The sequence below is a fragment of the Phycisphaerae bacterium genome, assembly GCA_024102815.1.
In the GTDB taxonomy this organism is placed as follows: Bacteria; Planctomycetota; Phycisphaerae; order UBA1845; family UBA1845; genus JAGFJJ01.
Genome location: JAGFJJ010000046.1, coordinates 68,002 through 90,295, shown reverse-complemented (window position 1 = coordinate 90,295; position 22,294 = coordinate 68,002). Strand labels below are relative to the sequence as shown.

The 22,294-nt window shown below is 63.1% G+C and carries 19 protein-coding genes and 1 tRNA gene; 8 read left to right on the top strand and 12 right to left on the bottom strand.

Features of this window, described 5'->3' with window-relative positions; genetic code table 11:
- The first annotated feature begins 161 nt into the window (after nt 1-161).
- Complete coding sequence (locus J5J06_10590; protein MCO6437524.1) at nt 162-1,337, top strand: peptidylprolyl isomerase; 1,176 nt, start codon at nt 162-164, stop codon at nt 1,335-1,337.
- A 39-nt stretch (nt 1,338-1,376) separates the two neighbouring features.
- A complete protein-coding gene (prfB, locus tag J5J06_10585; GenBank protein ID MCO6437523.1) occupies nt 1,377-2,483 on the top strand; it encodes a peptide chain release factor 2 in 1,107 nt (368 codons plus the stop codon).
- A gap of 133 nt (nt 2,484-2,616) precedes the next feature.
- On the opposite strand, the gene J5J06_10580 is transcribed toward prfB, so the two are convergent.
- A complete protein-coding gene (locus tag J5J06_10580; protein MCO6437522.1) occupies nt 2,617-4,656 on the bottom strand; it encodes a PD40 domain-containing protein in 2,040 nt (679 codons plus the stop codon).
- A 686-nt stretch (nt 4,657-5,342) separates the two neighbouring features.
- Between J5J06_10580 and J5J06_10575 the strand changes: the two genes are divergently transcribed.
- A complete protein-coding gene (locus J5J06_10575) occupies nt 5,343-6,092 on the top strand; it encodes a GPP34 family phosphoprotein (protein ID MCO6437521.1) in 750 nt (249 codons plus the stop codon).
- 642 nt (nt 6,093-6,734) lie between these two features.
- Nucleotides 6,735-8,393, top strand: coding sequence for a hypothetical protein (locus J5J06_10570; GenBank protein MCO6437520.1), 1,659 nt, complete (start codon nt 6,735-6,737; stop codon nt 8,391-8,393).
- 74 nt (nt 8,394-8,467) lie between these two features.
- On the opposite strand, the gene dnaB is transcribed toward J5J06_10570, so the two are convergent.
- The 9 genes from dnaB to J5J06_10525 form a co-directional block, all read right to left on the bottom strand.
- Nucleotides 8,468-9,889, bottom strand: coding sequence for a replicative DNA helicase (gene dnaB / locus J5J06_10565; GenBank protein MCO6437519.1), 1,422 nt, complete (start codon nt 9,887-9,889; stop codon nt 8,468-8,470).
- Nucleotides 9,864-10,415, bottom strand: coding sequence for a 50S ribosomal protein L9 (locus tag J5J06_10560; protein ID MCO6437518.1), 552 nt, complete (start codon nt 10,413-10,415; stop codon nt 9,864-9,866). Before J5J06_10560 ends, dnaB begins: the two co-directional genes overlap by 26 nt.
- A gap of 119 nt (nt 10,416-10,534) precedes the next feature.
- Complete coding sequence (ssb, locus tag J5J06_10555) at nt 10,535-11,002, bottom strand: single-stranded DNA-binding protein (GenBank protein ID MCO6437517.1); 468 nt, start codon at nt 11,000-11,002, stop codon at nt 10,535-10,537.
- Between the two features lie 74 nt (nt 11,003-11,076).
- A complete protein-coding gene (gene rpsF / locus J5J06_10550; GenBank protein ID MCO6437516.1) occupies nt 11,077-11,592 on the bottom strand; it encodes a 30S ribosomal protein S6 in 516 nt (171 codons plus the stop codon).
- 43 nt (nt 11,593-11,635) lie between these two features.
- Entirely contained in the window at nt 11,636-12,232 is a 597-nt protein-coding gene (locus J5J06_10545) for an aminoacyl-tRNA hydrolase (protein ID MCO6437515.1), read from the bottom strand.
- Nucleotides 12,233-12,256: 24 nt separating this feature from the next.
- A complete protein-coding gene (locus tag J5J06_10540; GenBank protein MCO6437514.1) occupies nt 12,257-12,901 on the bottom strand; it encodes a 50S ribosomal protein L25 in 645 nt (214 codons plus the stop codon).
- Between the two features lie 86 nt (nt 12,902-12,987).
- Entirely contained in the window at nt 12,988-13,965 is a 978-nt protein-coding gene (locus J5J06_10535; protein ID MCO6437513.1) for a ribose-phosphate pyrophosphokinase, read from the bottom strand.
- Nucleotides 13,965-14,933, bottom strand: coding sequence for a bifunctional N-acetylglucosamine-1-phosphate uridyltransferase/glucosamine-1-phosphate acetyltransferase (locus J5J06_10530; protein MCO6437512.1), 969 nt, complete (start codon nt 14,931-14,933; stop codon nt 13,965-13,967). The genes J5J06_10535 and J5J06_10530 overlap by 1 nt, the downstream gene beginning before the upstream one ends.
- A gap of 54 nt (nt 14,934-14,987) precedes the next feature.
- Nucleotides 14,988-15,058: transfer RNA gene (locus J5J06_10525), tRNA-Gln, on the bottom strand.
- 455 nt (nt 15,059-15,513) lie between these two features.
- On the opposite strand from J5J06_10525, the gene J5J06_10520 reads away from it, so the two are divergent.
- The 4 genes from J5J06_10520 to J5J06_10505 all read left to right on the top strand — a co-directional run bounded on the left by J5J06_10520 (nt 15,514) and on the right by J5J06_10505 (nt 19,552).
- Nucleotides 15,514-15,720 (top strand): hypothetical protein, encoded by a 207-nt coding sequence (locus tag J5J06_10520; protein MCO6437511.1) that lies wholly within the window; start codon nt 15,514-15,516, stop codon nt 15,718-15,720.
- A gap of 259 nt (nt 15,721-15,979) precedes the next feature.
- On the top strand, nt 15,980-16,966 hold the full coding sequence (prmC, locus tag J5J06_10515; GenBank protein ID MCO6437510.1) for a peptide chain release factor N(5)-glutamine methyltransferase: 987 nt from the start codon (nt 15,980-15,982) through the stop codon (nt 16,964-16,966).
- A 77-nt stretch (nt 16,967-17,043) separates the two neighbouring features.
- On the top strand, nt 17,044-18,318 hold the full coding sequence (gene murA / locus J5J06_10510) for a UDP-N-acetylglucosamine 1-carboxyvinyltransferase (GenBank protein ID MCO6437509.1): 1,275 nt from the start codon (nt 17,044-17,046) through the stop codon (nt 18,316-18,318).
- Between the two features lie 187 nt (nt 18,319-18,505).
- A complete protein-coding gene (locus tag J5J06_10505; GenBank protein MCO6437508.1) occupies nt 18,506-19,552 on the top strand; it encodes an SUMF1/EgtB/PvdO family nonheme iron enzyme in 1,047 nt (348 codons plus the stop codon).
- 94 nt (nt 19,553-19,646) lie between these two features.
- Here J5J06_10505 and guaA read toward each other — a convergent pair whose 3' ends face one another.
- Both guaA and J5J06_10495 read right to left on the bottom strand, forming a co-directional pair.
- Nucleotides 19,647-21,197: a glutamine-hydrolyzing GMP synthase gene (gene guaA, locus J5J06_10500; GenBank protein MCO6437507.1), complete on the bottom strand. Its 1,551-nt coding sequence runs from the start codon at nt 21,195-21,197 to the stop codon at nt 19,647-19,649.
- A gap of 72 nt (nt 21,198-21,269) precedes the next feature.
- The gene (locus J5J06_10495) at nt 21,270-22,235 is read right to left on the bottom strand and encodes a hypothetical protein (protein MCO6437506.1); all 966 of its coding nucleotides are present in this window, start codon (nt 22,233-22,235) and stop codon (nt 21,270-21,272) included.
- Nucleotides 22,236-22,294: the final 59 nt, after the last annotated feature.

Below are 22,294 nucleotides of genomic sequence, written 5' to 3'. Positions count from 1 at the left end.
ATTGTAACCGCGCGCCGCGGCCCGGTCACGGACCCCTGTCGCCGGCTCGCCACTGGAACCAATCGCCTCCGCACGCGAGTGTGATTTGTGATTTCTGTTGGAGTGCCGCGATTCGAACGTTAGCCCGGTGACGCCATATGACCTGTCGAACCATTGCAATCTTGCCGATTCTAGCCCTATTGCTCGTCGCCGGTTGCGTCCCCCTGATCAGCGACGGCGCCGCACGCCCCGATCCTCCCGGCGACCTTGCCGTCTCCATCACCGGCCCGTCTTCGCTTCCCGAGGGCACCACCGCTTCCCTCACCGCGATGGCCGCCTCCGGCACGCCTCCCTATGTCTACCGCTGGATTCAGAATGACGGCCCGGCCGATCTCGACCTGCAATCCTCGGACACCCCGGCGATCACCGCCTCGCGATTTCCCGAACCCGGCCGGTACTCCTTCCGGGTTACTGCCACGGATGCCACCGGCGCCACCGGCCGGGCATTCTTCGCCATCGACGTCCGCAGCGTCCTCGATACCGACGTCCCCGACCTCGCCGTCATCGGCGAGCCGACTCCACTCCGCGTGGACGTGGCCGATGAAGTCAAAGAGTACGCGGTCGCGTGGCAGATCATCTCCGGCGACGCAACGATCGAAATTCCCGAGGACGAGCAGACCGCACTCACCGTTTCCGCTCCCGAAACCGTGAATCTGCGGGTCAGGGTCGTCGCCAACGCGGAGCCTGACCTGGAGGCCACCCGGGACTTTGAAGTCGTCGCCGTCCCCAGCCTGTCACCCCGGGTCACGATCGAAACGCGCTTCGGCGCCGTCACGCTCGAACTCGATGGCCAGGTCGCCCCCCGGCACACCGCCGCCTTCCTCCGCTACGTGGACGACGGCTTCTACGACGGCCTCCTTTTCCATCGCATCGCCTGCCAGTCCCCGACCGCCACCGACGACTGCGAGCTCTTCGTCCTCCAGGGCGGCGGGTACTTCCGCGCCGAAAGTGGCGACCTGGAACTCCGCGAGCCGACCCGTGGCACCATCCCCGCCGAAGTCAACGACGTCATCACCAATGCCATGCCCTATTCCGTCGCCATGGCCCTCCGCGCCGTTCCCGGAACGAGAGACTTCGACGTCGACTCCGCCGCCACCGAGTTCTTCATCAACCTCGCCGACAATGCCTTCCTCGACGAACAGGGCTTCACCGCCTTCGCCCGCGTCGTTGACGGCACCGATGTCGTCGACACGATCACCGCGCTCGACCGCGAACAGAGCCCCATCATTACCGGCGAGGTTTCCCTACCCGTTGAAGACGTTATCATGGAGCGCGTGTATCGGGCGCCGCAGCCATAAAGCACGCACCTTGTCACGGAACCGACGGCATGGTCACCTTTGAAGATCCCACTCGCACACTCGAAGACCTCTCGGCCCGGATCGTCGCCCTCCGGGACTCTCTTTGACTACGACGCCAAGCTTGAAGCGCTCAAGGCCGTCGAGGCCGAAATGAGCGCCCCCAACTTCTGGGATGATCCCGAGAAAGCCCGGGAGACCGTCGGCCGCCTGAAATCCGTCAAGGCCGTCGTCGACCCCGTCCGCGGCGCCGTCGCCCGTGCCGACGACCTCCGCGCCATGTCCGACCTGCTCAACGAAGAAGACGATCCCGCCATCGCCACGGAGCTCGACGAAGGCCTCGCCGGGCTTCAGCGCGAGGTCGATCACATCGAGTTGCTCACGCTCCTTGCCGGACCCAACGACGCCCGCAATGCCTATTTCAACATCCAGGCCGGCACCGGCGGAGACGACGCCTGCGACTGGGCCGAGATGATGCTCCGCATGTACCTCCGCTTCTTCGAGCGCAACGAGTACGACGTGGAAGAGCTGTCCATGCGCTACGGAGAGAATGCCGGCATCCAGTCGTGCAGCCTGCTCATCAAGGGCCCGTACGCTTTCGGCTATCTCTCCTGCGAAATGGGCGTGCACCGCCTCGTGCGCATCTCACCCTTCAGCGCCCAGGGCAAGCGCGAGACCAGCTTCGCCTCCGTCGACGTGCAACCCGAGCTCGACGACATCGAGATCGATATCGATTGGGACGAGGACGTTCGCGAGGACACCTACCGCGCCGGCGGCAAGGGCGGCCAGCACGTCAACAAGACCTCCTCGGCCGTCCGCCTCACCCACCTCGCCACCGGCATCGTCGCCCAGTGCCAGAACGAGCGATCCCAGCACAAGAACCGCAACACCGCCCGCCGCATGCTCGCCGCCCGCCTCTACCAGGTCGAGCAGGCCAAGCGCGACGCCGAGCTCGCCAAGTTCTACGGCGAGAAAGGCCAGATCGGCTGGGGCAACGCCATCCGCAGCTACTTCCTCTACCCGGAGCAGCGCGTCAAAGACGCCCGCACCGGACACGTCACCTCCAACACCCAGGGCGTCCTCGACGGCGAAATCCTCGACTTCATCGACGCCGAACTCCGCCGCCGCGCCGCGGCCAGACATAAGTAAAGTCCGGATTGTGGCCCATACTTGCAGTGCATCCCCCGACGCACCACTTCATCGTGTGCCACGCTCACGTCTCGCATACGTGCCCTTACGGGTTGTCGGGGTTTAGCACTCGAGCTTGGCTGAACCGCCTCGCTCATCGACTCTGAAATGACTCCAAGACGGTCAGGAAATGCACCACATCGGCCAGATCGACGTCGCCGTCCTCGTCATAATCGGCCGGCGTACACTCGATCGTTGCATCCTCGTCGGGACCGCTCAGACATGCCGCAAATTCACTGAAGTCCACCAGGTCTAGGTCGCCATCGCAATCCAGTTCGCCGGTCACTGGCTGACCCGGGACGGCCAGCCGCGAGTGCTTGACGACCCCATTCCCACCCGAGCCGTTCGGAACGAGGTAGAGGTCCATTCCATCCTGCGAGACGCCGATGCCAAGGTCCGGACCCGGCGTGCTCAGGTCAGGCTGATAGACCGGGGGACCAAAGGCGGCCGAAATGGAGGAACGAGTACTCTTCCAGACGTCGTAATTACTCGACCCCGACGGACCAATCGCCGTGAAATAGAGCGTCCGTCCGTCCCCTGTAAGCGTCGATGACCGCGCCGAGTAACCCTCTAGAGACGCGATCGGATGGGGGCTCGTCCATGGATCATTGACCGAATTTCGCGACGCTGTCCAGAATCGCATGGCACCTGACCGGTCCGAAGCAAAAACGCAGTGCAGTTCATCCGCGGTCAGCGTTATCCGCTCATCGCGCGATGTTGTATTGAGGCTGCTGATGAGAACCGGCGCACCCCACGCCGTTTGCCGATTCGCGCGTTCACTCACCCAGAGATCGCTTACTCCGCCCCCGACCTTTCGTGAAAAATAGAGTCGTCGCCCATTGCCGGATACTACGGGGAAATAGTCATGGAGGTTATACCCGAGAATACTTACTTCATTGACCCGAACGGGGGTGGCAAATGTCTCGCTGGGATTGGTTCGAGAGGCCTGGTAGATGTCCCCTTGCGCAAATCCGTCCCGCTCACTTCCGATGTACATTTCCAGGCCGTCCGAGGAAATGGACACATCCCAATCCTCTCCGGAACTGACCTCCGGGATCAGCTGGGGCGTTGTCCACTTCACGGGCGGAAAGTCACCCAGTGACAGATCGGCCCCCGAGGCCGCCGATTTCGGATCGCTCGTCTCCGTCGCACCGCTCAACCCCCGCACACCGTCATTACCGTATGGTGAGGAGTCCGCAACGACCTGGCCGCTCCGTTCCTCCGCACGCCAATAACCCGCCAGACCCGGCTCGTCGCCGTGCAACGCCCGTTCCATATATCCACGGATGTCGCAGTAGCTCAGCGTCGTACGCCACAAACGAACCTCATCGATTCGACCATCGAACCCCGCTTGACCGCCGCCCATGCTGCCAAAAATCACCGGGGCGGATGCATTCGATTCCATCAGGACCGATATCGGCTGCCAGTCCCGCTCGAGTCCGTTCACGTGCAGCCGGATGATTCCTTCCGCCGGATCGTAGACGCCCGCAACGTGTGTCCATTCAGCGCCGATGGGCGCCGCGATTCGCTGGATCGTTCCAAACGCGTTTCCCACGCGAAAATGAACCTGCCCGTCCCAGACCTCCAGTGCATAGGGAACACGCCCGCTTCCAGCCAAGACCTGTGCGACCACCGGGACGGGGTTTTCGAAATCCGGATCTCGGGCCCATAGCCACGCCTCAATCGTCCAGCCGCCCGTGCCGGAGTAGCCGAGCTCCGCCGCCGCCGGCACCACGACCAGATCATCGACCCCGTCAAAATCCAGAGACGAGCCGGACTCCGTCACGTGGTATTGAATCGTTACCCCAAGCGACGCATCCGCCGATTGGTCCCCGAAATCAAAATGGGCGTGGATGATTTCAGTTACATCCACATCCGTCACCGCGTATGTGTGTAAATCACCCAGCGATCCGATGGAGGCGAAGTCGCCATGCTCCAACGAAAACTGCGCGAAGAGAGTTACGTCGAACTCGAGCTCTTGATCAAACCCGGCAATCGCGTGGTAGTATGTTGTCGACCACTCCTCCACAGTGGTGGGGCCTTCAATGCGCAGCGACGTCAATTCCTGAGCGAGACTGTATTGCCCTCCGATAATCAGCACCGTCGCCGCTAACCATCCGGCCTTTGACAACATGGCTTGTTCCTTTATATGAATCGCGTGGCCCATATCGTAACGGGGCGGATCGCCCAGTTCCAACGAGTAAATGATGACGAAGCCCCCGGAATTCGTGAAGAATATTAGTTAGTACGGCTGACGAAATAGCAGAGACGACTGACGGCGGCGTCCGCCAGCAGCCGGCCACGTCCTCCCTTCGTGGACGCACCCCATCCCGAACCGGCGTGGCCCGTCTTTTGCCACCCGCCCCGAACTCTGTGGCCCGCTGCCCCACTGCCTCTCTTCCCCTTCGTGCCTCCGTGGCTTCGTCGCTTCGTGGCTTACCTCTTGTCTCGTGCCCACTTGCCGCGCGTGATCACTTTATTTGCGCATTCGACTGAGCGCCCCTGCGCGTTATTACCTGTAGAGGAGCGCGATGCTCCGACAGCCCGAACGAGTGTTACGCATAACCCGTGAGGCAGACTCGCTCCGCCCACGGGCTGGAGAGCGTTGATGAACATCTCGAACCTGAGAGATGCCCACCCCGCCTGCCCCCGCCTTGGTGGACCCCGCTCTACGGGAATGCGCCCGTTCCCCGTAGCCCAACGCGCGCCGCCGCCTCTCGCGGCTGCCTACCAACTCCGACACTTTTTCTAATGGCCGTGGTCCGACCGTTGTGGCATGATCATGACGGTTAAGTACCACAATCGATAAGGAGTACTCCCATGCCCGGCCGCGAACCAGCGCTCTACCTCCAGGAAGAGATTCTCCTCCTCGCCCTGCGCGACGAGGCGGGCACGGTTGCCGCCGACCACACCTACCACTTCGCCCTGGGTGGCGCGATCCTGTCCGAGCTGCTGCTCGGCAATCGCATTGCCATCGACGAGGGCAGGTCCCGCGACCACACGGCCGGCTTCGGCGCATGGCTCAGGCAGGCATTCACGGAGAAGAATCTCGTCGATCTGGCGGACAACCGGCCGCTGGGCGATCCGCTGCTGGACGAGTGTCTCGGTCGCATCGCCACGGCCAAACGCCGCGCTTCCATGAAAACCTGGATCACGCGCTTCGCCCACATTGGCAAGCTCCAGCATCGCATCGCCGAGGGTCTCTGCCGCCGCGGCGTTCTCCGCGCCGATACTGGAACGATCCTGCTCATCTTCAAGCGGAGGATCTACCCCGAGCTCGATCCCCGCCCCGAGCGCGCCGTCATCGAGCGCCTCCGCAAGGCGATTTTCACTGACACCCGCGAGATCGATCCCCGCACGGTCGTACTGATATCCCTTGCCGATAGCGCCGGCGTCCTCCGCATTCCGTTCGGCCGCAGGGAACTCCGCGCTCGACGCAAGCGCATCGAACAGATCACCAGTGGGGAACTTATGGGCAAGGCCACGAAACAGGCCATCCAGGCAGCCCAGGCGGCCGTGGCTACGGCCGCTTGCGTTCCCGTCATCGTGGCCGCCACGGCCTCCAACTGACCGTTGTACGTGGCCGTCACAAACTACCCTCGACCCATTGCGGGCAGCGAGCAGTCGGGACAGTGGCAACGTACGTTTCACAGTCTTCCCGGTATTCAGGCGCCCCCAGGGGCGCCAAACTGAATCAAGTGATGGTGACAATATAGTGTCACACGAGTTCGATTAGGTCATACACAAAGCCTCGGCCTGAGCGCCTGATCAGGGGACACGGCTGCACTGAAGAACCGACTCAACACCATGAACGAAGGAAAACCCGGAATTATCAATCGAGCCCTTCGATTCCCGGAACAGCGCCTCGTTGGGTCGGCCGGTGCTGCGGTATCTGCAACATGCACTCACCTTGGAGTCTCTTGCGAGGCTGCGACCACTTACCGGCCGTGTTCCTCGTTTAACATCGAGGTCTTCGCTGGTGTAACGAACTGCCTCAATTGTGGTTTGCCAGGGTTGACCCTGCCGGCAGCAATTCGATTGCCCGGTTCCCTCGCGGCAAAGTTCGCTCGCTTTCCAGGACTCTGTTGATAATCCGCTCGCGAGAACTTTACTCAGAATTCTGTTGGCGAATCTGGCCTCGGTGTTACCATTGGATTCCGCACGAAGACCAAGGGATCCGTATTGCACTCTTGAGATTGCCGGGGGGAGATAATGAAATACTCGATGCAGATCATCGCGTCTTGGGCGGTCGGAATTCTTGCGTTACCCGGTGCATTCGCCCAGTCCACCGGCGGACCGACGTTGTGCGTTGAGATCCAGGCCGGCGCATATCCTGATTCCACCTGCTACGACGAGGGCGAAGTCGTCGACGCACGCATTGCTCTGGGCGCCAGCACTGAGCCTGTCGCGGGCGGAAGGATCGTGCTGCAGTACGACCCGGCCTGCTTGGATCTTGTACACGTCGGCGCGTGCCCGGGCAGCCCGTACGCACACGTGTTGACAGCCGCGGTGAACGAATCCTTGGGGACCATTGTTTACGCCGTGTCGAGTGCGAGCAGATCGGACCGGGTGGAGAGCAGCAATGGCAGCATTCGATTGCCGCAGGCCCAATTGACGGGACCGGCAGACCTCGGTTGCCTGACATTTGTCAAGACGGCCGACTGCACATCGTGCGCCGTCTGCTTGGTCGAAGATAATCCACAAGACACGTACCTTTGGAATGCGATCGGGACGTTGATCACGCCCGACGCCTGCGGTTGCAGCGCACCCCTTCGCCGCAACGGCGATCTGTCACTCACCTCGCCGAGCGGTGGCACCTACACGGCCGACTGCGACACCTTGGCGCGACTGGTAACCTGGAGTGCGCCCGTAGCTGCCAATGACTCATGCGATACGGATCCGTCGATGGTGTGCACCGCGGTACATGACGGGGGACAGGCGATTCCCGCGAGTACGATCACGAATGGTGGCCTGCTGCCGGTGGGCACAACATCCTTCGCTTGCACGGCATGGAACGACTGTGGCGATACCGTGACGGGCGAATGGGTCGTGGAAGTGGAGAACGAGGTTGCTTTGGATGTCGTGGTCGAACTGTCACCGGAGATGATTGCCGACACGTTTAACCGCTGCATCAACTTCAACCTCTTCACTGATTGCGGCACGATGCCGGAGACCGTGTGCGAGACCGTGCATTTCGGCGAACCGCCGGCGCCGGACCACTTGGGCCGCGCCACGCTCACGGTGCCGGCTGCCAACTATTCTTGCATCGCGGCACAGGATATCCTGCACACGCTGGCCGCCTGTGACGTGCCAGTCTGCAATCCCGCCCAGTGGGACAGCGACAACGAGCGCGAGGGAACGGGCAAACTGTCAGTTTCGTATGTCGGCGACCCCGGCCAGGGCGGCAACTGGCTGACCGGCGGAAACCTGGATGCCTGGAAGCCCGGCATCTCCTTCAGCAGCGCCAATACGATCAATATCCTGGACTACGTAACACTCATGAGCGAGATCGGGAACGGCGCATCCTACCCACCGCATGGCGACACCGAGTGCGATTCCTCCAGCTGCACGCTCCCCGGCCCGCACGGCGATATCAACGCCGATGGCATGGTGGACAGTCTGGACTTCTCCTTTGTGGTCGACAACTTTCTGATGCAGAGCCCGCCTTGCTGCTGTACCCCGCCCGCTGCGACTGCCCCGGGGGCACGCACATCGATCACGGTGAAGGAACTGGGCGAAATGGGCCTGGGCCAGGCAGCGGTGTACGCGGATATCGACCGAAACGCCGTGGTCGACATGGAGGACATTGCCCTGTACATGCAGGGAACAGAGCCCGACGGAGGGAGCGCCGGCTCCTCACAGGGTAATTAGGCCGGCCCGCGGAGACGACTTTCGGACATGCCGCGGCGGCCGATGCCGACCGGTGCGGGTCGCCATGATCGGCTCTAAAACGGCACCACGTCGTCGCGCCCCTGGTAGCCTTCATAGCTCTCGGGACCGACGTAATGGTTGGCAAACCGCGTCAGCTTCTTGTTGAAGGTAAGCGTGACGGAGCCCGTCGGGCCGTTGCGCTGCTTGGCCAGGATCAGCTCAGCCAGACCCGCTGACTCTTCTTTTTCTGGGTGATAGTACTCTTCACGGTGGATAAGCAGGACCATGTCCGCGTCCTGCTCGATGGCCCCGGACTCGCGCAGGTCGCTCATCAGCGGCCGCTTGTCCGTGCGACCCTCGGGCATGCGGTTGAGCTGGGCCATGGCGATAACCGGAATGCCCAGTTCCCGGCCCAGGCCCTTGAGCCCCCGGCTGACCGTGGCGATCTCCACCTGGCGACTCTCCGCCTTGGGGGTGTGCATGAGCTGGAGGTAATCCACGTACACGGCCTGGATGTCATACTGCTGTTTGAGCCGCCTGGCCGCGGAGCGCAATTCCATCGCGGTCATCCCCGGCGTATCGTCGATGTACAGGGGGGCGCTGGCGAAATCCTCGCAGGCCTCCACGAGCGTGCGCTTGTCCGCCTCGCCAAGCATGTGCCGGCGAAGCTTCTGCGCATCGATGCCCGTATGGGCGCAGACCAGTCGCTGCGTCACCTGGTCGGCACTCATCTCCATCGAGAAGAATGCCACGGGCCGATGCTGGTGCATGGCTGCATTCAAGGCCATGCCCAGGCCCAGTGCGGTCTTTCCCATCGAAGGCCGGGCGGCAACGATGATAAAGTCACCCGGCTGGAATCCCGCGGTCAGCTCATCGAGCTGCGTGAAGCCCGACGGCAAGCCCGTCAGAGGACTGCCGTCACGCTCCTGAATGAGATTCTTCAGGCGAATGATCGCGTCTTTGACCGCGATGGTGTGACCGGCGCCGCGCCGTTCGGTGACCTCGAACATGCGCCGCTCGGCGAAGTCGAGAATTTCCCGGGTTTCTTCGACGGCGCTGTAGGACTTTTCGGTGATCTCGTGGGCGCAGCGAATCAGGTCGCGCAGCGTGCCCTTGTCGCGAACAATGCGGGCGTAATGCTCGGCATTCGCCCAGTCGGCGAAGCTCTCCGCAAGCTGGATCATGTAGGCGTGGCCGCCCACGAAATCGAACAGCTCGCGGCGACGTAGTTCGTCGGAAACGGCCACCAGGTCGATGGCCTTGGCGGGGTTGTCGTAGAGATCGACGAGGACTTCGAAGAGATTCTGATGGACGGGGAGGTAGAACCAGCCGCTGTCTTCCCGGCCGATGAGGGGGATGACCTCGGCGATGGCGTCCCGGCTCATCATCATCGAGCCGAGCAGCGCCATTTCAGCATCCAGATCGTGGGGCGGCAGCCGATCGGACAGCGCCGCACCCACGGGCTTGGCTCTAGTCGCGCTCGGACTCGTCGCCATCGCCTTCGGCCTCCATGCGCGGGGCGTGCTGGGCCGATGCCTCCGCCTTCAGCGATTCCTCGTCACCTTCCTCGCCCGGTGCCTTCTCGCGCAGTACCCAGACCTTGATGGTCGGGCGGAGGTCCTCGGCCAATCGCAGATCCACGCTGACCTTGTCGAGGTTGCGAATCGACCGGTCGAGCACGATCCAATCAGGCTTGACGTAAAGCTGCTCGCCTGCCAGCGCCTCGGCGATCTCCCGGGTTCCGACGGAGCCGTACAGGTGGCCTTCCTCGTTGGCCTTGGCGTAGATGGAGACCTCCACACCTTCGAGCTTTTCCGCGAGTTTCTCCATTTCGGTCCGGCGCTGGGCGCGCTCCAGCTCGGCCTGTCGGCGAGCCTCGGCCAGGCGGCGCATGTTGGCGTCGGTGGGTTCCGTTGCCAGACCCTGGGGCACCAGATAGTTGCGGGCGTAGCCGGACTTCACCTCGACAACGTCGCCCACGATGCCGAGCTTCTCAACGTTCTTACAAAGTAGCACTTTCATGGTGCCCGTTACTCCATCTTTCCAACGCAGCGCGATACGCACATCGATCGCGCCCGAACTTCCGACCTCTCTTCGATTGATCCCTCCAACGACACGAAGCCGCTGCGGGATCGGTGCCCCTAGAAGGGGATATCATCATCCGATGGGGGCGGGGGCTCGTCGTACCCCGGCCCGCTGTCCTGGCTTCGCCCGCCGACCGGTGCCGGCTGACCGCGGCGCTCCGAGCCGCGATTCTCCGGACCGCGCGATTCGTTGCCCTGGCCGCCCACAAACGTGAAATTGTCGACCAGGACTTCGTGTTTGCTGCGCTTGTCGCCTTCCGGCGTCGTCCATTGGTTCAGCTGCAATCGTCCCTCGACCAAGACCGAGCGTCCCTTGCTCATGTACTGATTGAATGTTTCGCCGCCGCGCCCGAACACGGTGCAATCCACAAAGCACGTTTCCTCTCGCTGATTGCCGTCCTTGTCCCTCCAGCGATGGTTTGTGGCCAACCCGAACTTGCACACCGCCACGTTCGATGCGGTGTAGCTGAGCTGTGGATCGCGCGTCAGGTTACCGAGCAGGATGATCCGATTGAAACTGGCCATGTCGGTCCTCTCCAGTCAGCGCCAATCTTGCACCGTCGCCGCAGCGACTCCGTGCAAACCAGCCAATTCGGGAACTAGTCCGAACCGCCGGATGCCACGGATTCCTCACGTGCCTGATCTCGGTCGCGGTCGCGGTCCCGGTCGCGACGACGACGGTCGTCTCCGCCGCGATCACCGCGGAACGATCCCTCGCCGCCCGAATCATCACCGTCGCCCCGCGAGCCCTCATCCCCTCCACCGGGCTCGCCGTCGAGGGATGCGCCGCGGGCCTCGGCCGCCCGCTCCATCATCTCCGGCGTGATGCCGTCGGCCCGAAGGACGAGCGCCCGGAGGACATTCTCTGACAGGCGGATGTCGCGCTCCAGGGGGTCAATCTTCTCCGGCGCGGCGCGGAAGTACGTCAGCACGTACACGCCGCGCTTGCGACCCTTGACCTTAAACGCCAGACGACGCTCATCCCATTTCTTGCAGAAGACCAGCTCTGCCTCGGCTCGGGACATCAGCCGCTTGATCTCGGCTTCACAATCCTCCCACGACGCGCCGAACGTCGGGTCGAACAGATACATTGCTTCATATTGATTGGGCGTCAAGATCGAACTTCTCCTCTACGCAAACCACTGCGTCACTGGGCGCTTACGACGTCGGTATCACGTCACCGTTGAACATGCTCATGGTCCGCTCGGGCCCGTTGGTCACCCAGCTCTCAGCCGCTTCCGCGGAGCGAACCCGAACAATGGCCATGACCTCTTCCTCCTCGGGCGGGAACCGACCCAGCACATAGGAGGCGCCGTCGCCGACGGCCGCCCCGATTCCCAAACGCAATCGACAGAACTCCTCCGAGCCCAGCCGATTGATCAAGTCCTGCAAGCCGTTATGACTTCCCGCGGAACCGCCGGCACGCATCCGAATGCGGCCCACCGGAAGCGCCAGGTCGTCGGTGATGACCAACAGGTCGGGCAGCTCCAGCTTGTAAAAGCGACCGGCTGCCATCACCGCCTGCCCCGAGCGATTCATGAACGTCGTGGGTTTCATCAAGCCCACGCGCTCGCCCGCGAACGCCGCGAGGTCGAACCAGCCGTGAAACTTCTCGGCCGAGAGGTTCGCGCCCCAGCGTTTTGCCAGGATGTCGACCACGTCGAACCCGACATTGTGTCTCGTGCCCGCGTACTGCGGACCAGGATTGCCGAGTCCCACGATCAGCTTCACGGCAGCACTTTTCTCGCCGGTCAAGCGGCGGCCGACATTCGAGGCCTGCTAATCTTCTTCCTCCTCCTTCTTCGCACGCGTGATGCGCTCCGGCTCGGCCGAGGTCTCGCCTTCCGCTTCACCCTCCTCAGCAACCTCCTCCTCTTCGACGCCCTTGGCTCGGACAATGGCGACGATGGCATCCGGATCGGTGATGGCCTTGACACCCGGCGGAAGCTCGAGGTCCTTCACCAGCAGCGATTGCCCCAATCCGAGGTTGGTCACGAGCGGGTGGAGAACGTCCGGAATCTCGGTCACACGACATTCGACCTCGATGCTGGCCAGCACCGGGTCGAAGATACCGCCTTCCGATACACCCTTGGGCGTGCCGCGCGGCTCAACGCCAACGTTGACTCGGACGCGCTCGTGAACATCGACGCGCATCAGGTCCACGTGGATCACCTCCGAATCCAGGTGATTGTGCTGCACTTCCTTGATCAGGTACTGCTGGGCTTTGCCGTCAACCTTCAAGTCCAGCGTGCGCGCACCGTGGTGCAGAGCGACTTCGACGTCGTGGCGGTTGAGAACCACGTATTCCGGCGGTTGGTTGTGCCCGTAGATCACCGCGGGGAGCAGACCCTCCTCGCGCAGGGCGCGTGAGGGACGAGTTCCGAGATTCTCCCGGCGCCGGGCTGTCAGGTGTACGACTTCCATCTTGTTTTCCGTTTCTCCGCCGAGCGCCTTGCCGTTCCGCAGGCGGGCGCTCGATCATGACCATTCCACGCGAAATCCGGCGTCGATCAGCAAAACAAGGCACTGACCGAGCGATGTTCATGAATACGCCGGATGGCTTCTCCTACCAGATCCGCCACGGACAATACCGTGAGATTCTTCAAACGCCGCGTGACCTCATCCCGCACCGGGACGGTGTCCGTCACGACGATTTCGTCGACGTTGGCTTCGACCAGCCGATCCAGTGCGGGACCGACGAACAGACCATGCGTTGCCCCGACGTAGACGCCCTTCGCACCGCACTCGCGAACGATCTTGGCGGCCGAACACACCGTGCCGGCCGTGGTGATCATGTCGTCGAACATCATCACGTTGCGACCTTTCACGTCACCGATCACGCTGACGGCGATGGCCTCGTCGCCCGAGACGCGCCGTTTATGAATCACCGCGAGATCGCTGCCGAGGCGCGAAGCAAAATCATTGCCGAACTTGATGTTCCCCACGTCGGGCGAGACGAGCACCGGATTGGGGATCTTCCGGCCGAGAAAGTGGTTGGCAATCACCGGCGCGGCCGTCAGGTGGTCCAAGGGGATGTCAAAGAACCCTTGAATCTGGTCGGCGTGCAGGTTCATGGTGAGCACGCGATTGGCCCCAGCCTTGGTGAGCATGTTGGCGACGAGCTTGGCGGTGATGGGCGTGCGACCTTCGGCCTTGCGATCCTGCCGGGCGTATCCGTAGTACGGAATGACCGTGGTGATTCGCTTGGCGCTCGCCCGGCGAAGCGAGTCCATGAAGATGAGCAGTTCCATCAGGTTGTCGTTGACCGGCGGACAGGTGGATTGAACGATGAAGCAATCCTGCCCGCGCACGTCGTCTTCGATCTTGACGATCGTTTCCCCATCGGGGAACCGGCCCGTCGTGGCCCGGCCGGGCCTGAGCCCAAGGTAGGCGCAGATCTTCTCCGTGAGGGTACGGCTCGCCGAGCCGCCGAAGACAACGACGCCCGAGGCGTCACGGTCCGAAGATCGTTGGCTTGCCCAACTCATCATGCCCGCCTGGCTCCACCCATTGGCTCTGCCGCCCGCACGTCGCCTGTTTCGATCCGCTCTCCGCGGCGAACGTGCGCGTAGGGGCCGATCCGGCAGTTCGATCCGACTCTGGCACCTGCGCCGATCAGGGAGAACGGTTCGATGACGGAATCGCGGCCAATTTCCGCGCCGACCTCGATCCACGTGTTGTCGGGATCGACAATGGTCACGCCGGCCCGCATGAAGGAAAGCTGGATGCGGTCCTGCATGACCCGTCCGACCCGGGCCAGATCGAGCCGCGAGTTGATGCCCTGGGCATCTTCCCCGGCGGCACGAACCGACGCCAACACATGTTCACCGTTCTTTCGAAGCACCTCCACCGTATCCGTAAGGTAGATTTCTCCGGTGTCCGGATTCGGCTCTACGTTATTCAACGCAGCGAACATCCGTCGGCTGTCAAAGCAGTAGTAGCTGATGTTCACTTCGCGTATTTTCCTCAATTCGTCCGAGCAGTGCTTGTCTTCCACGATACCGAGGAACCCGCCGGAATCGTCGCGAACGATACGACCATAACCGGTCGGATCGTCAAGCTCTGCTGTGGCCAGGACCAGGGCATCCCCCGATTCCGCCTGTGCGCCACGGAGTTCCGCCAGCGTCTCCCGACGGACCAGCGGCATATCCCCGGCGATCACGAGCACCTGGCCCTCGTGATCCGTCAACGCATCGCGGCAGCATTGAACCGCATGTCCGGTGCCGTGCTGCTCGCGCTGCTCGATCCATTGCAGGTCGCGATCCTCGGCGAACTGCTCCTTCACGCGATCCCTGCCGTACCCGACGACGACAAGAAGGCGCTCGACGCCGGCGAGCCGGCAGGCCTGAAGCACGAACTGCAGCATCGGTCGGCCGCAGATCTCGTGCAGCACCTTGGGCAGGTCGCTGTTCATCCGCGTGCTTCGACCTGCCGCAAGGACAATTGCCGCCGACACGATAATTCCCGCGAGTACCTGAACCCCTGGGTGCCACACATGCGGCACTCCGAACTACCCGGCCAGGACTCGAACCTGGAATACCAGGACCAAAACCTGGTGTGTTACCATTACACCACCGGGCAACCGTCCGGCCGTCGAAACGGCGACGGATCGTAAACCGGTCCGGCGGATGCCAAAGACCATAGGACCGCGTGCGAGCGAAAGGGTCGCGGCTGCGGTCTCGCAACCGAGGCTTGAACACGCCGCCGCGAAGTGGCATGCCCACCAGCCGCCGCATTTCTGCGGCAGCCTGCCCTGATGTTGCGAGCAAACGGGCACGCCCCTCGGGGCAACCCGTAAGCAGAGCGGGAAGCGTAATGTTCACCCTGCGGTCCGTCAATGGACGCGGAGCGCTGCTGACGCCCGGAAAGGGTTCGTCGAGGTGTCGTCATATCGATCGAGATTGGGCTGGCAAGGGCGAGCGTTGAGGAATTGGGTAATATGAAATGGTTCCGATAAAGTAAATTGGGTAGTATGGCCGATAATATTGGCGATAGTTTGTGGCATTTGCGGTCATGTTCAGCCAGGGAGTGGAACCGTGAACACGAAGAGCAAGGCGGCTGTGATTTATCGGACGTGTGCAACGATTCTGGGCGCCGGCATGCTGCTGGCCGGCTCGTGTCAGGCGGTCGGGAACGAGGTCGTCCGAGCCGGTCTGAGCGCGGTTGTGAATCAACTGAATCCCCCGCAGGAGGATCCGTCCTTCAGCGACTGGTTCCGCAACGAAGTCGATCACATTTTCTAGCACGTTGAAGTATCGCTCCAGTCCGCGGTCGCTGGCGTCGCTTGTAACGACCAGAACCGAGTCATCTTCCGCTGGGTCCAGGGAGGGACGCCGCAGCACGGGGTCGGCGGATAGCACTCTCGCAAGGAGGTGAGAGTCCCCGCCGACTCGTGCGGCTGCTGCCGGAGGAACGACTGCGCACCCAGCGCATCAACCCGGACCACACTTCACTACTCACGCTATCTTCTGTATATTCCGCTCCATGACCCTCGGAACCGGCGTGTCCGACGCACCATGGACGGTTCGTCGCCTGCTCGATTGGACCGCGGGCTATTTCGGCCGGTTGGGCCTGTCGGAGGCGCGCCTTTCGGCCGAGGTGCTCCTGGCCCACGTTCTCGCCTGCAAACGTATCGAACTCTACACGCGATTCGATGCCGTCCCCGATGAGCCGAGCCTGGCTCGATTCCGCGAGCTTGTAAAGCGGGCGGGGTCGGCCGAGCCTATCGCCTACCTCGTGGGCGAACGGGAGTTCTATTCCCTGCCCATCAGGGTCACGCGGGAGGTGCTCATCCCTCGACCTGAAACTGAGACGCTCGTCGAACGCGTGATCGATCATTGCCGGGCGCTCTCGCTGAAAGAGCCGAAACTGCTCGATTTGGGGACGGGTAGCGGGTGCATCGCCGTGGCGGTTCTGCGGCACGTTCCCGGTGCTCGAGTCGTGGCCAGTGACGTTTCTTCGGCAGCGCTGAACATCGCGCGGGAGAACGCCGAGCGGCACGGGGTGCACGAGCGAATGACGCTGGCGGAGGCCGATCGGCTGGCGTTGCCAGCGGAGGTGATTCCTGCGGGCGGGTTTGACGTGATCATGTCCAATCCGCCGTACATCGGCGCGGGGGATGTCGGCGGGCTGGAAGCGTGCATTCGCGACTTCGAGCCGCATGCGGCGCTGACGGACGGAGAAGACGGGTTGTCGTTCTATCGAATGCTGGCGGAGGACAGTGCCGCTTTACTGGCGCCTGGCGGAGCCGTGTTCGTGGAGATCGGCAACGGACAGGCGGCCGAGGTGATCCGGTTGATGACGGCAGGCGGGAAGTTTGAGCATTGTCGGACGTGGAAGGACCCGGTGGTGGGGGCGGAGAGAGTGTTGTGGTTCAGAAAAAGCCACGAAGCGACGATGCCACGGAGCCACGAAGGGGAAGAGAGGCAGCAGGCAACCGGCAACAGGCAACCGGCAACAAGCAATAGGCAACAGGAAGAGGGCGCGTAGGCACGAAGCAGATGAGGACTGGGCGGCGGGTATAGCCCGCCCTGCGCGATGGCAGGAGATCGCAGGGGAGACAGACCATGGATCGGTTCGAAATCGTCGGGGGAGCTCGGCTCAAGGGTGCGGTGCAGATCAGCGGTGCCAAGAATGCGGCACTGCCCATCATGGCGGCGACGCTGATGGTCGAGGGCGAAACCGTGCTGCGCAACGTGCCCGACCTGGCCGACGTGCGGCAGATGCTCACCCTGCTGGAAAAACTCGGCGTGAAGAGCCATCGCGGCGAGGACGGGCGGCTGCATCTTCGCGTCGACGACGAGATGAACGTCCACGCCGATTACGACCTCGTGAGCAAGATGCGGGCGAGCGTCTGCGTGATGGGCCCGCTTTTGGCGAAGCGGCGGCGCTCGCAGGTCTCCATGCCCGGGGGGTGCGCCATCGGGGACCGGCCGATCGATCTGCACGTGTCCGGGCTGATCGCACTCGGCGCCGAATCCGACCTGGTCAACGGCGACGTGGTCTTGCGCGCCAAGAAGCTCAAGGGTGCGGACATCTTCCTGGGCGGGCGGTTCGGCTCGTCGGTGACGGCGACGGCCAACGTGATGATGGCGGCGGCGCTGGCCGAGGGCCGGACCGTCATCGAGGCCGCGGCGTGCGAGCCGGAAGTGACCGATCTGGCGAATTTCCTTAATGCCTGTGGCGCGCGGATCACGGGGCAGGGTACGCCGCAGATCGTGGTCGACGGCGTTGCGTCGCTCCAAGGAACGGAGCATCGCGTGATTCCCGACCGTATCGAAGCGGGGACGTTCATCGTGGCCGCGGCGATCACCAATGGTGACCTGGAACTTCACGGGGCGCGGATGGATCATCTTCGGGCGGTGGTGGATCGCCTGCGACACGTGGGTGTCATCATCGAGTCGATCGAGAAGGGCATCGGCGTTTCCTCGGCGCGGCGGCTCGAGCCGGTGGAGATCACCACGCAACCGTATCCGGGATTTCCCACGGACCTACAGGCGCAGGCTATGGCACTGCTCTGCCTGGCGGACGGAAACAGTGTGATTACGGAGAAGATATTCCCGGATCGGTTCCTGCACGTGGGCGAGTTGAGTCGCATGGGGGCCCATCTGCGAAAGGAGGGGCCGACGGTGATCGTGGAAGGGGTGAAGCGGTTTATCGGGGCGCCGGTGATGGCGTCGGACCTGCGGGCGTCGGCCGCGCTCGTCCTGGCAGGATTGGCGGCCAAGGGCACGACGGTGGTGCAGCGAGTGTACCATATTGATCGGGGGTACGAGAAGATCGAGCAGAAGCTGGCGGGGGTGGGGGCAACGATCCGAAGGGTGAGCGACGGGCAGGGGTAGAATGGGGAATGCGGAATTGAGGAGGCGGAATGGGGAATGAAGAGGTGGGGGATCGGCAACTCCGTCGGCGTCACTTTTGCATTGAGGTGGTGCGCCCAAGACGGTACGATGGTCTTGGATGAAGTCGAGTGCATATCGTGAGTGGCGGCCGGAATCATTCTGCCGGCTTTCGTTCGGGATGAGAATAATGAAGTTGACGAACGTCGCAATCGTGGTTCTGGGCGTTTGTACGATCGCTCACGCAACCCGGGCGGACGGCGTCATCATCCAGACTGTCCCCGTGGGGAATTTAGGAAACGCGCCGGAATTGTCGGGGGCGGCGGCCGGTGGCGAGGGGCCCACGGATTTCTGCGGGTACGTAGACCACGATTACGCCATCGGCAAATACGAGATTACCGCCGGTCAGTACACCGCCTTTCTCAACGCCGTGGCCACGACAGATACGCATGGGCTTTACAACACCGCGATGTGGAGCGATGCGCAGGGCTGCCACATTTCACGTGGCGGTTCGCCGGGCAGCTATGTGTACGCGGTCGATCCGGATTGGGCGGACCGGCCGGTGAACCTGGTCTCGTGGGGGGACGCGGCGCGGTTCTGCAATTGGCTGCACAACGGTCAGCCCACTGGTGCGCAAGACCTTGGTACGACGGAGGACGGATCGTATTTGCTGAACGGCGCGTCAAGCAATTCCTCGTTGATGGCGGTGGAGCGAAAGGCCGGCGCCACGTGGGTCATTCCAACTGAAGATGAGTGGTATAAGGCCGCCTACCACGCGAATGACGGGGCGACGGGAAACTACTTTGATTATCCCGCGGGCAGCGATGCCGTGCCGGCGAACGTGGTCATGACGCCGGACCCGGGCAACAACGGCAATTTCTTCGACACGACGTTCTCCGTTTCTGCGCCGTATTACCGAACCCCGGTGGGAACTTTCAGCAACTCGGCGAGTCCCTACGGAACGTTCGACCAGGGGGGCAACGTCTGGGAATGGAATGAGGAAGTCGTCTCGGATGCGGACCGTGGGGCGCGCGGCGGGTCGTTCGCGAGTGCCTCGGAACGGCTGCACGCATCAACGCGAAGTTTCGCGCTGGCTTCGCAAGAAAGCGTGGGGATCGGTTTTCGCATAGCACGGGTTGGCGCCGATCCCGTGCCGGCAGCGTCTCAGTGGGGCGTGGGAGCGTTGGCGCTGTTGGTGCTGACGGCCGGTACGCTTTGCATCCGGGAGTGGTCGTAAGACGGTTGGCGGGCAAAGCGTGGTCCGGTTCGCGAAGCAAGAGAGGCTTGCGAACCGCGCGGCTGGCGCCACAGGAACCGCATGCCTCACAAGACTACTCCCATTCAATCGTCGCCGGGGGTTTGGTTGACACATCATAGACGACGCGGTTGATGCCGCGGACCTCGTTCATAATGCGTGAAGCAATGCGGCCGATGACCTCGTGGTCGATGTGCACCCAGGCCGCGGTCATGAAGTCGGTGCTCTCCACGAAGCGGACGGCGACGATATGCTGGCCGGCGTAGCTCTGGTCGTCGCCCATGACTCCGACGGTACTGATGGGCAGGAGCACGCCGAACGCCTGGGCGATCTTGCGATACCACCCGGCGGCGCGGATTTCCTCGAGGATGATGTCGTCGGCCGCGCGGAGCAGGGCGAGTCGCTCGCGGGTGATCTCGCCGATGATGCGCACGGCCAGTCCGGGCCCGGGGAAGGGATGTCGCCAGACGATTTCCGGCGGCAGGCCGAGGTGCTCGCCCACGCGGCGGACCTCGTCCTTGAACAGATCACGGAGGGGTTCGAGGAGTTCGAAGCCGAGTTCGGCGGGGAGGCCGCCGACGTTGTGATGCAACTTAATCTTGGCCGTCTTGCCCGCCTTGCCCTGACCCGATTCGATGACATCCGGGTAGAGCGTGCCCTGGGCGAGGAAGCGGGCGCCGGGAACCGTCTGCGACTGCTCGCGGAAGACTTCGACGAATTCGTGGCCGATGATGATGCGCTTTTGCTGCGGATCGACCACGTCGCGGAGCTTGTCGAGGAAGCGGTCGGCCGCGTGAGCGACGCGAAGGTCGATCTTGAAATGCTGTCGAAAAGTGGCCTCGACGAGATCGGTCTCACGGTTGCGCATGAGGCCGTTGTCCACATAGATGCAGACGAGGCGGTCGCCGATCGCCTGGTGGATGAGTGTCGCCGCGACGGCACTGTCCACGCCGCCGGAGAGCCCGCAGATGACGCGGTCGCCCGGGCCAACGCGCTGGCGGATGCCCTCGACGGTGTCGTGGATGACGTTGCCAATCTGCCACTGTCCAGTGCAGCCGCAGATGTCGTAGAGGAAGTTGCGGATGATCTGCCCGCCGGCGGGGGTGTGGGTGACCTCGGGGTGGAACTGCACGCCGAAGAAAGGCGTCGACCGGTGACGGACGGCCGCGAACGGGCAGGTTGCCGTTCGAGCCAGCGGGAGAAAATCGGGCGAGAGTTCGGTGACCACGTCCCCGTGGCTCATCCAGACCGTCGTTTGCGGGGGGACGTGAGCAAGGAGCTGGCCGGGCTCGAGTACCTCGAGGTCCGTCCGTCCGAACTCGCGTGTCGACGAAGCATTGACCAGTCCGCCAAGCAACTGGCAGCCGAGCTGCATGCCATAACAGATGCCCAGTGCCGGCAGGCCCATGGCGAGGATCTCGTCACGGCAGCGGGGGGCATCGCCGTCGTACACGCTTGAAGGCCCGCCGGAGAGAATAAGGCCAACGGCGTTGAGGGCGCGGAGTGATTCCGCTGTGACATCAGGCGGGACGATGGCGCTGTGAACGTGGTTCTCGCGGACGCGGCGGGCGATCAGTTGGACGTATTGGCCGCCGAAGTCGAGGATGGCGATGGTTGGTGGCGTCATGGGGCGAGTCGTTTCTGCGTTCCGCCGCGAGGGTCTCTGCTTGTCGACGATGCTGAACATATCCCGAGGCGGTCAGAACTGCACGCCGAGGGCCTTGAACAGGGGCGGCAGACCCCAGTGCAGGGCCGCCCACCAGCCAGCCACCGCCAATCCGAGCAACGGCAACGGGGCGACAATCAGGCACGCGACCAGCCCGCTACGCGATTTGGGCGGTGCGGTCCCTCCCAGCCGGATCAGCCAGAACCACCACAGGATCACGCCCAGGGCCGCGGGCAGGCTTGCTGCGGCCGTTATTACGTTGGGCGGAATGCGGATCGCCGATTGGCTGATTTCCGTCATACGACCGATCGGCTGAAGCGTGGCAATGATCCCTGCAGGCAAGAACGTCAGCAGGAACACCGACCCGTAATGAACCGCGGCAGACATCCGCTGTTCGACCCGATGTGCCGGTGAAAGTGAGCGATTGGCCAGCCCGCGCAGCAGGGAGAGCATCAGAACAAGTGCGACCCAGGCAAGCAGGAATCCGATGACCGTGGCGATGACCGACTGGGCCGCGTTCCACCAGAGATCGACGGGCTCCTCGATGGGGATGTCAGCGGGGAGCGGGCGCGGCGCGCCTGCGACATGCAGCCAGCCAGCGCCGGCGGGCTCCGTGGAACCGGTGGGCTCAAGCGCCGCGCTGGAGCGTACCCCGCGCCAGCCCGTTTGACCGAACTGCATCAACCCGAGTCCCGCGGCGGCAAACAGGAGGACGATCGTCGCGAACCGCCTTGACGAAGCCGAGGCGCGGATCAAGGCCAGATGCTTGAGGCGGGGCGTATCGGCAAGGGCAACCCAGCGTGCCATCGCCCGTAGTCCGCCTTCACCTTCCGCGTAGGCCTGGGCATAGGGCGTGCGATCTTCGCCCGTAATCCCGCGGCTCTCCGTGAATTCGAACTTGCACAATGGACAGCGCGGCGGGGGCGGATCATTGAGCTTCTGACCGCAGGCCGGGCATCGACGCAAGTCGGTACGGGCACCCGCCGGCGGCTCGGTCATGTCCCTTCGATCCATCATGGCCATGCCAAGTACATGTCAGCGGCGAAGTCCCTTTCCTG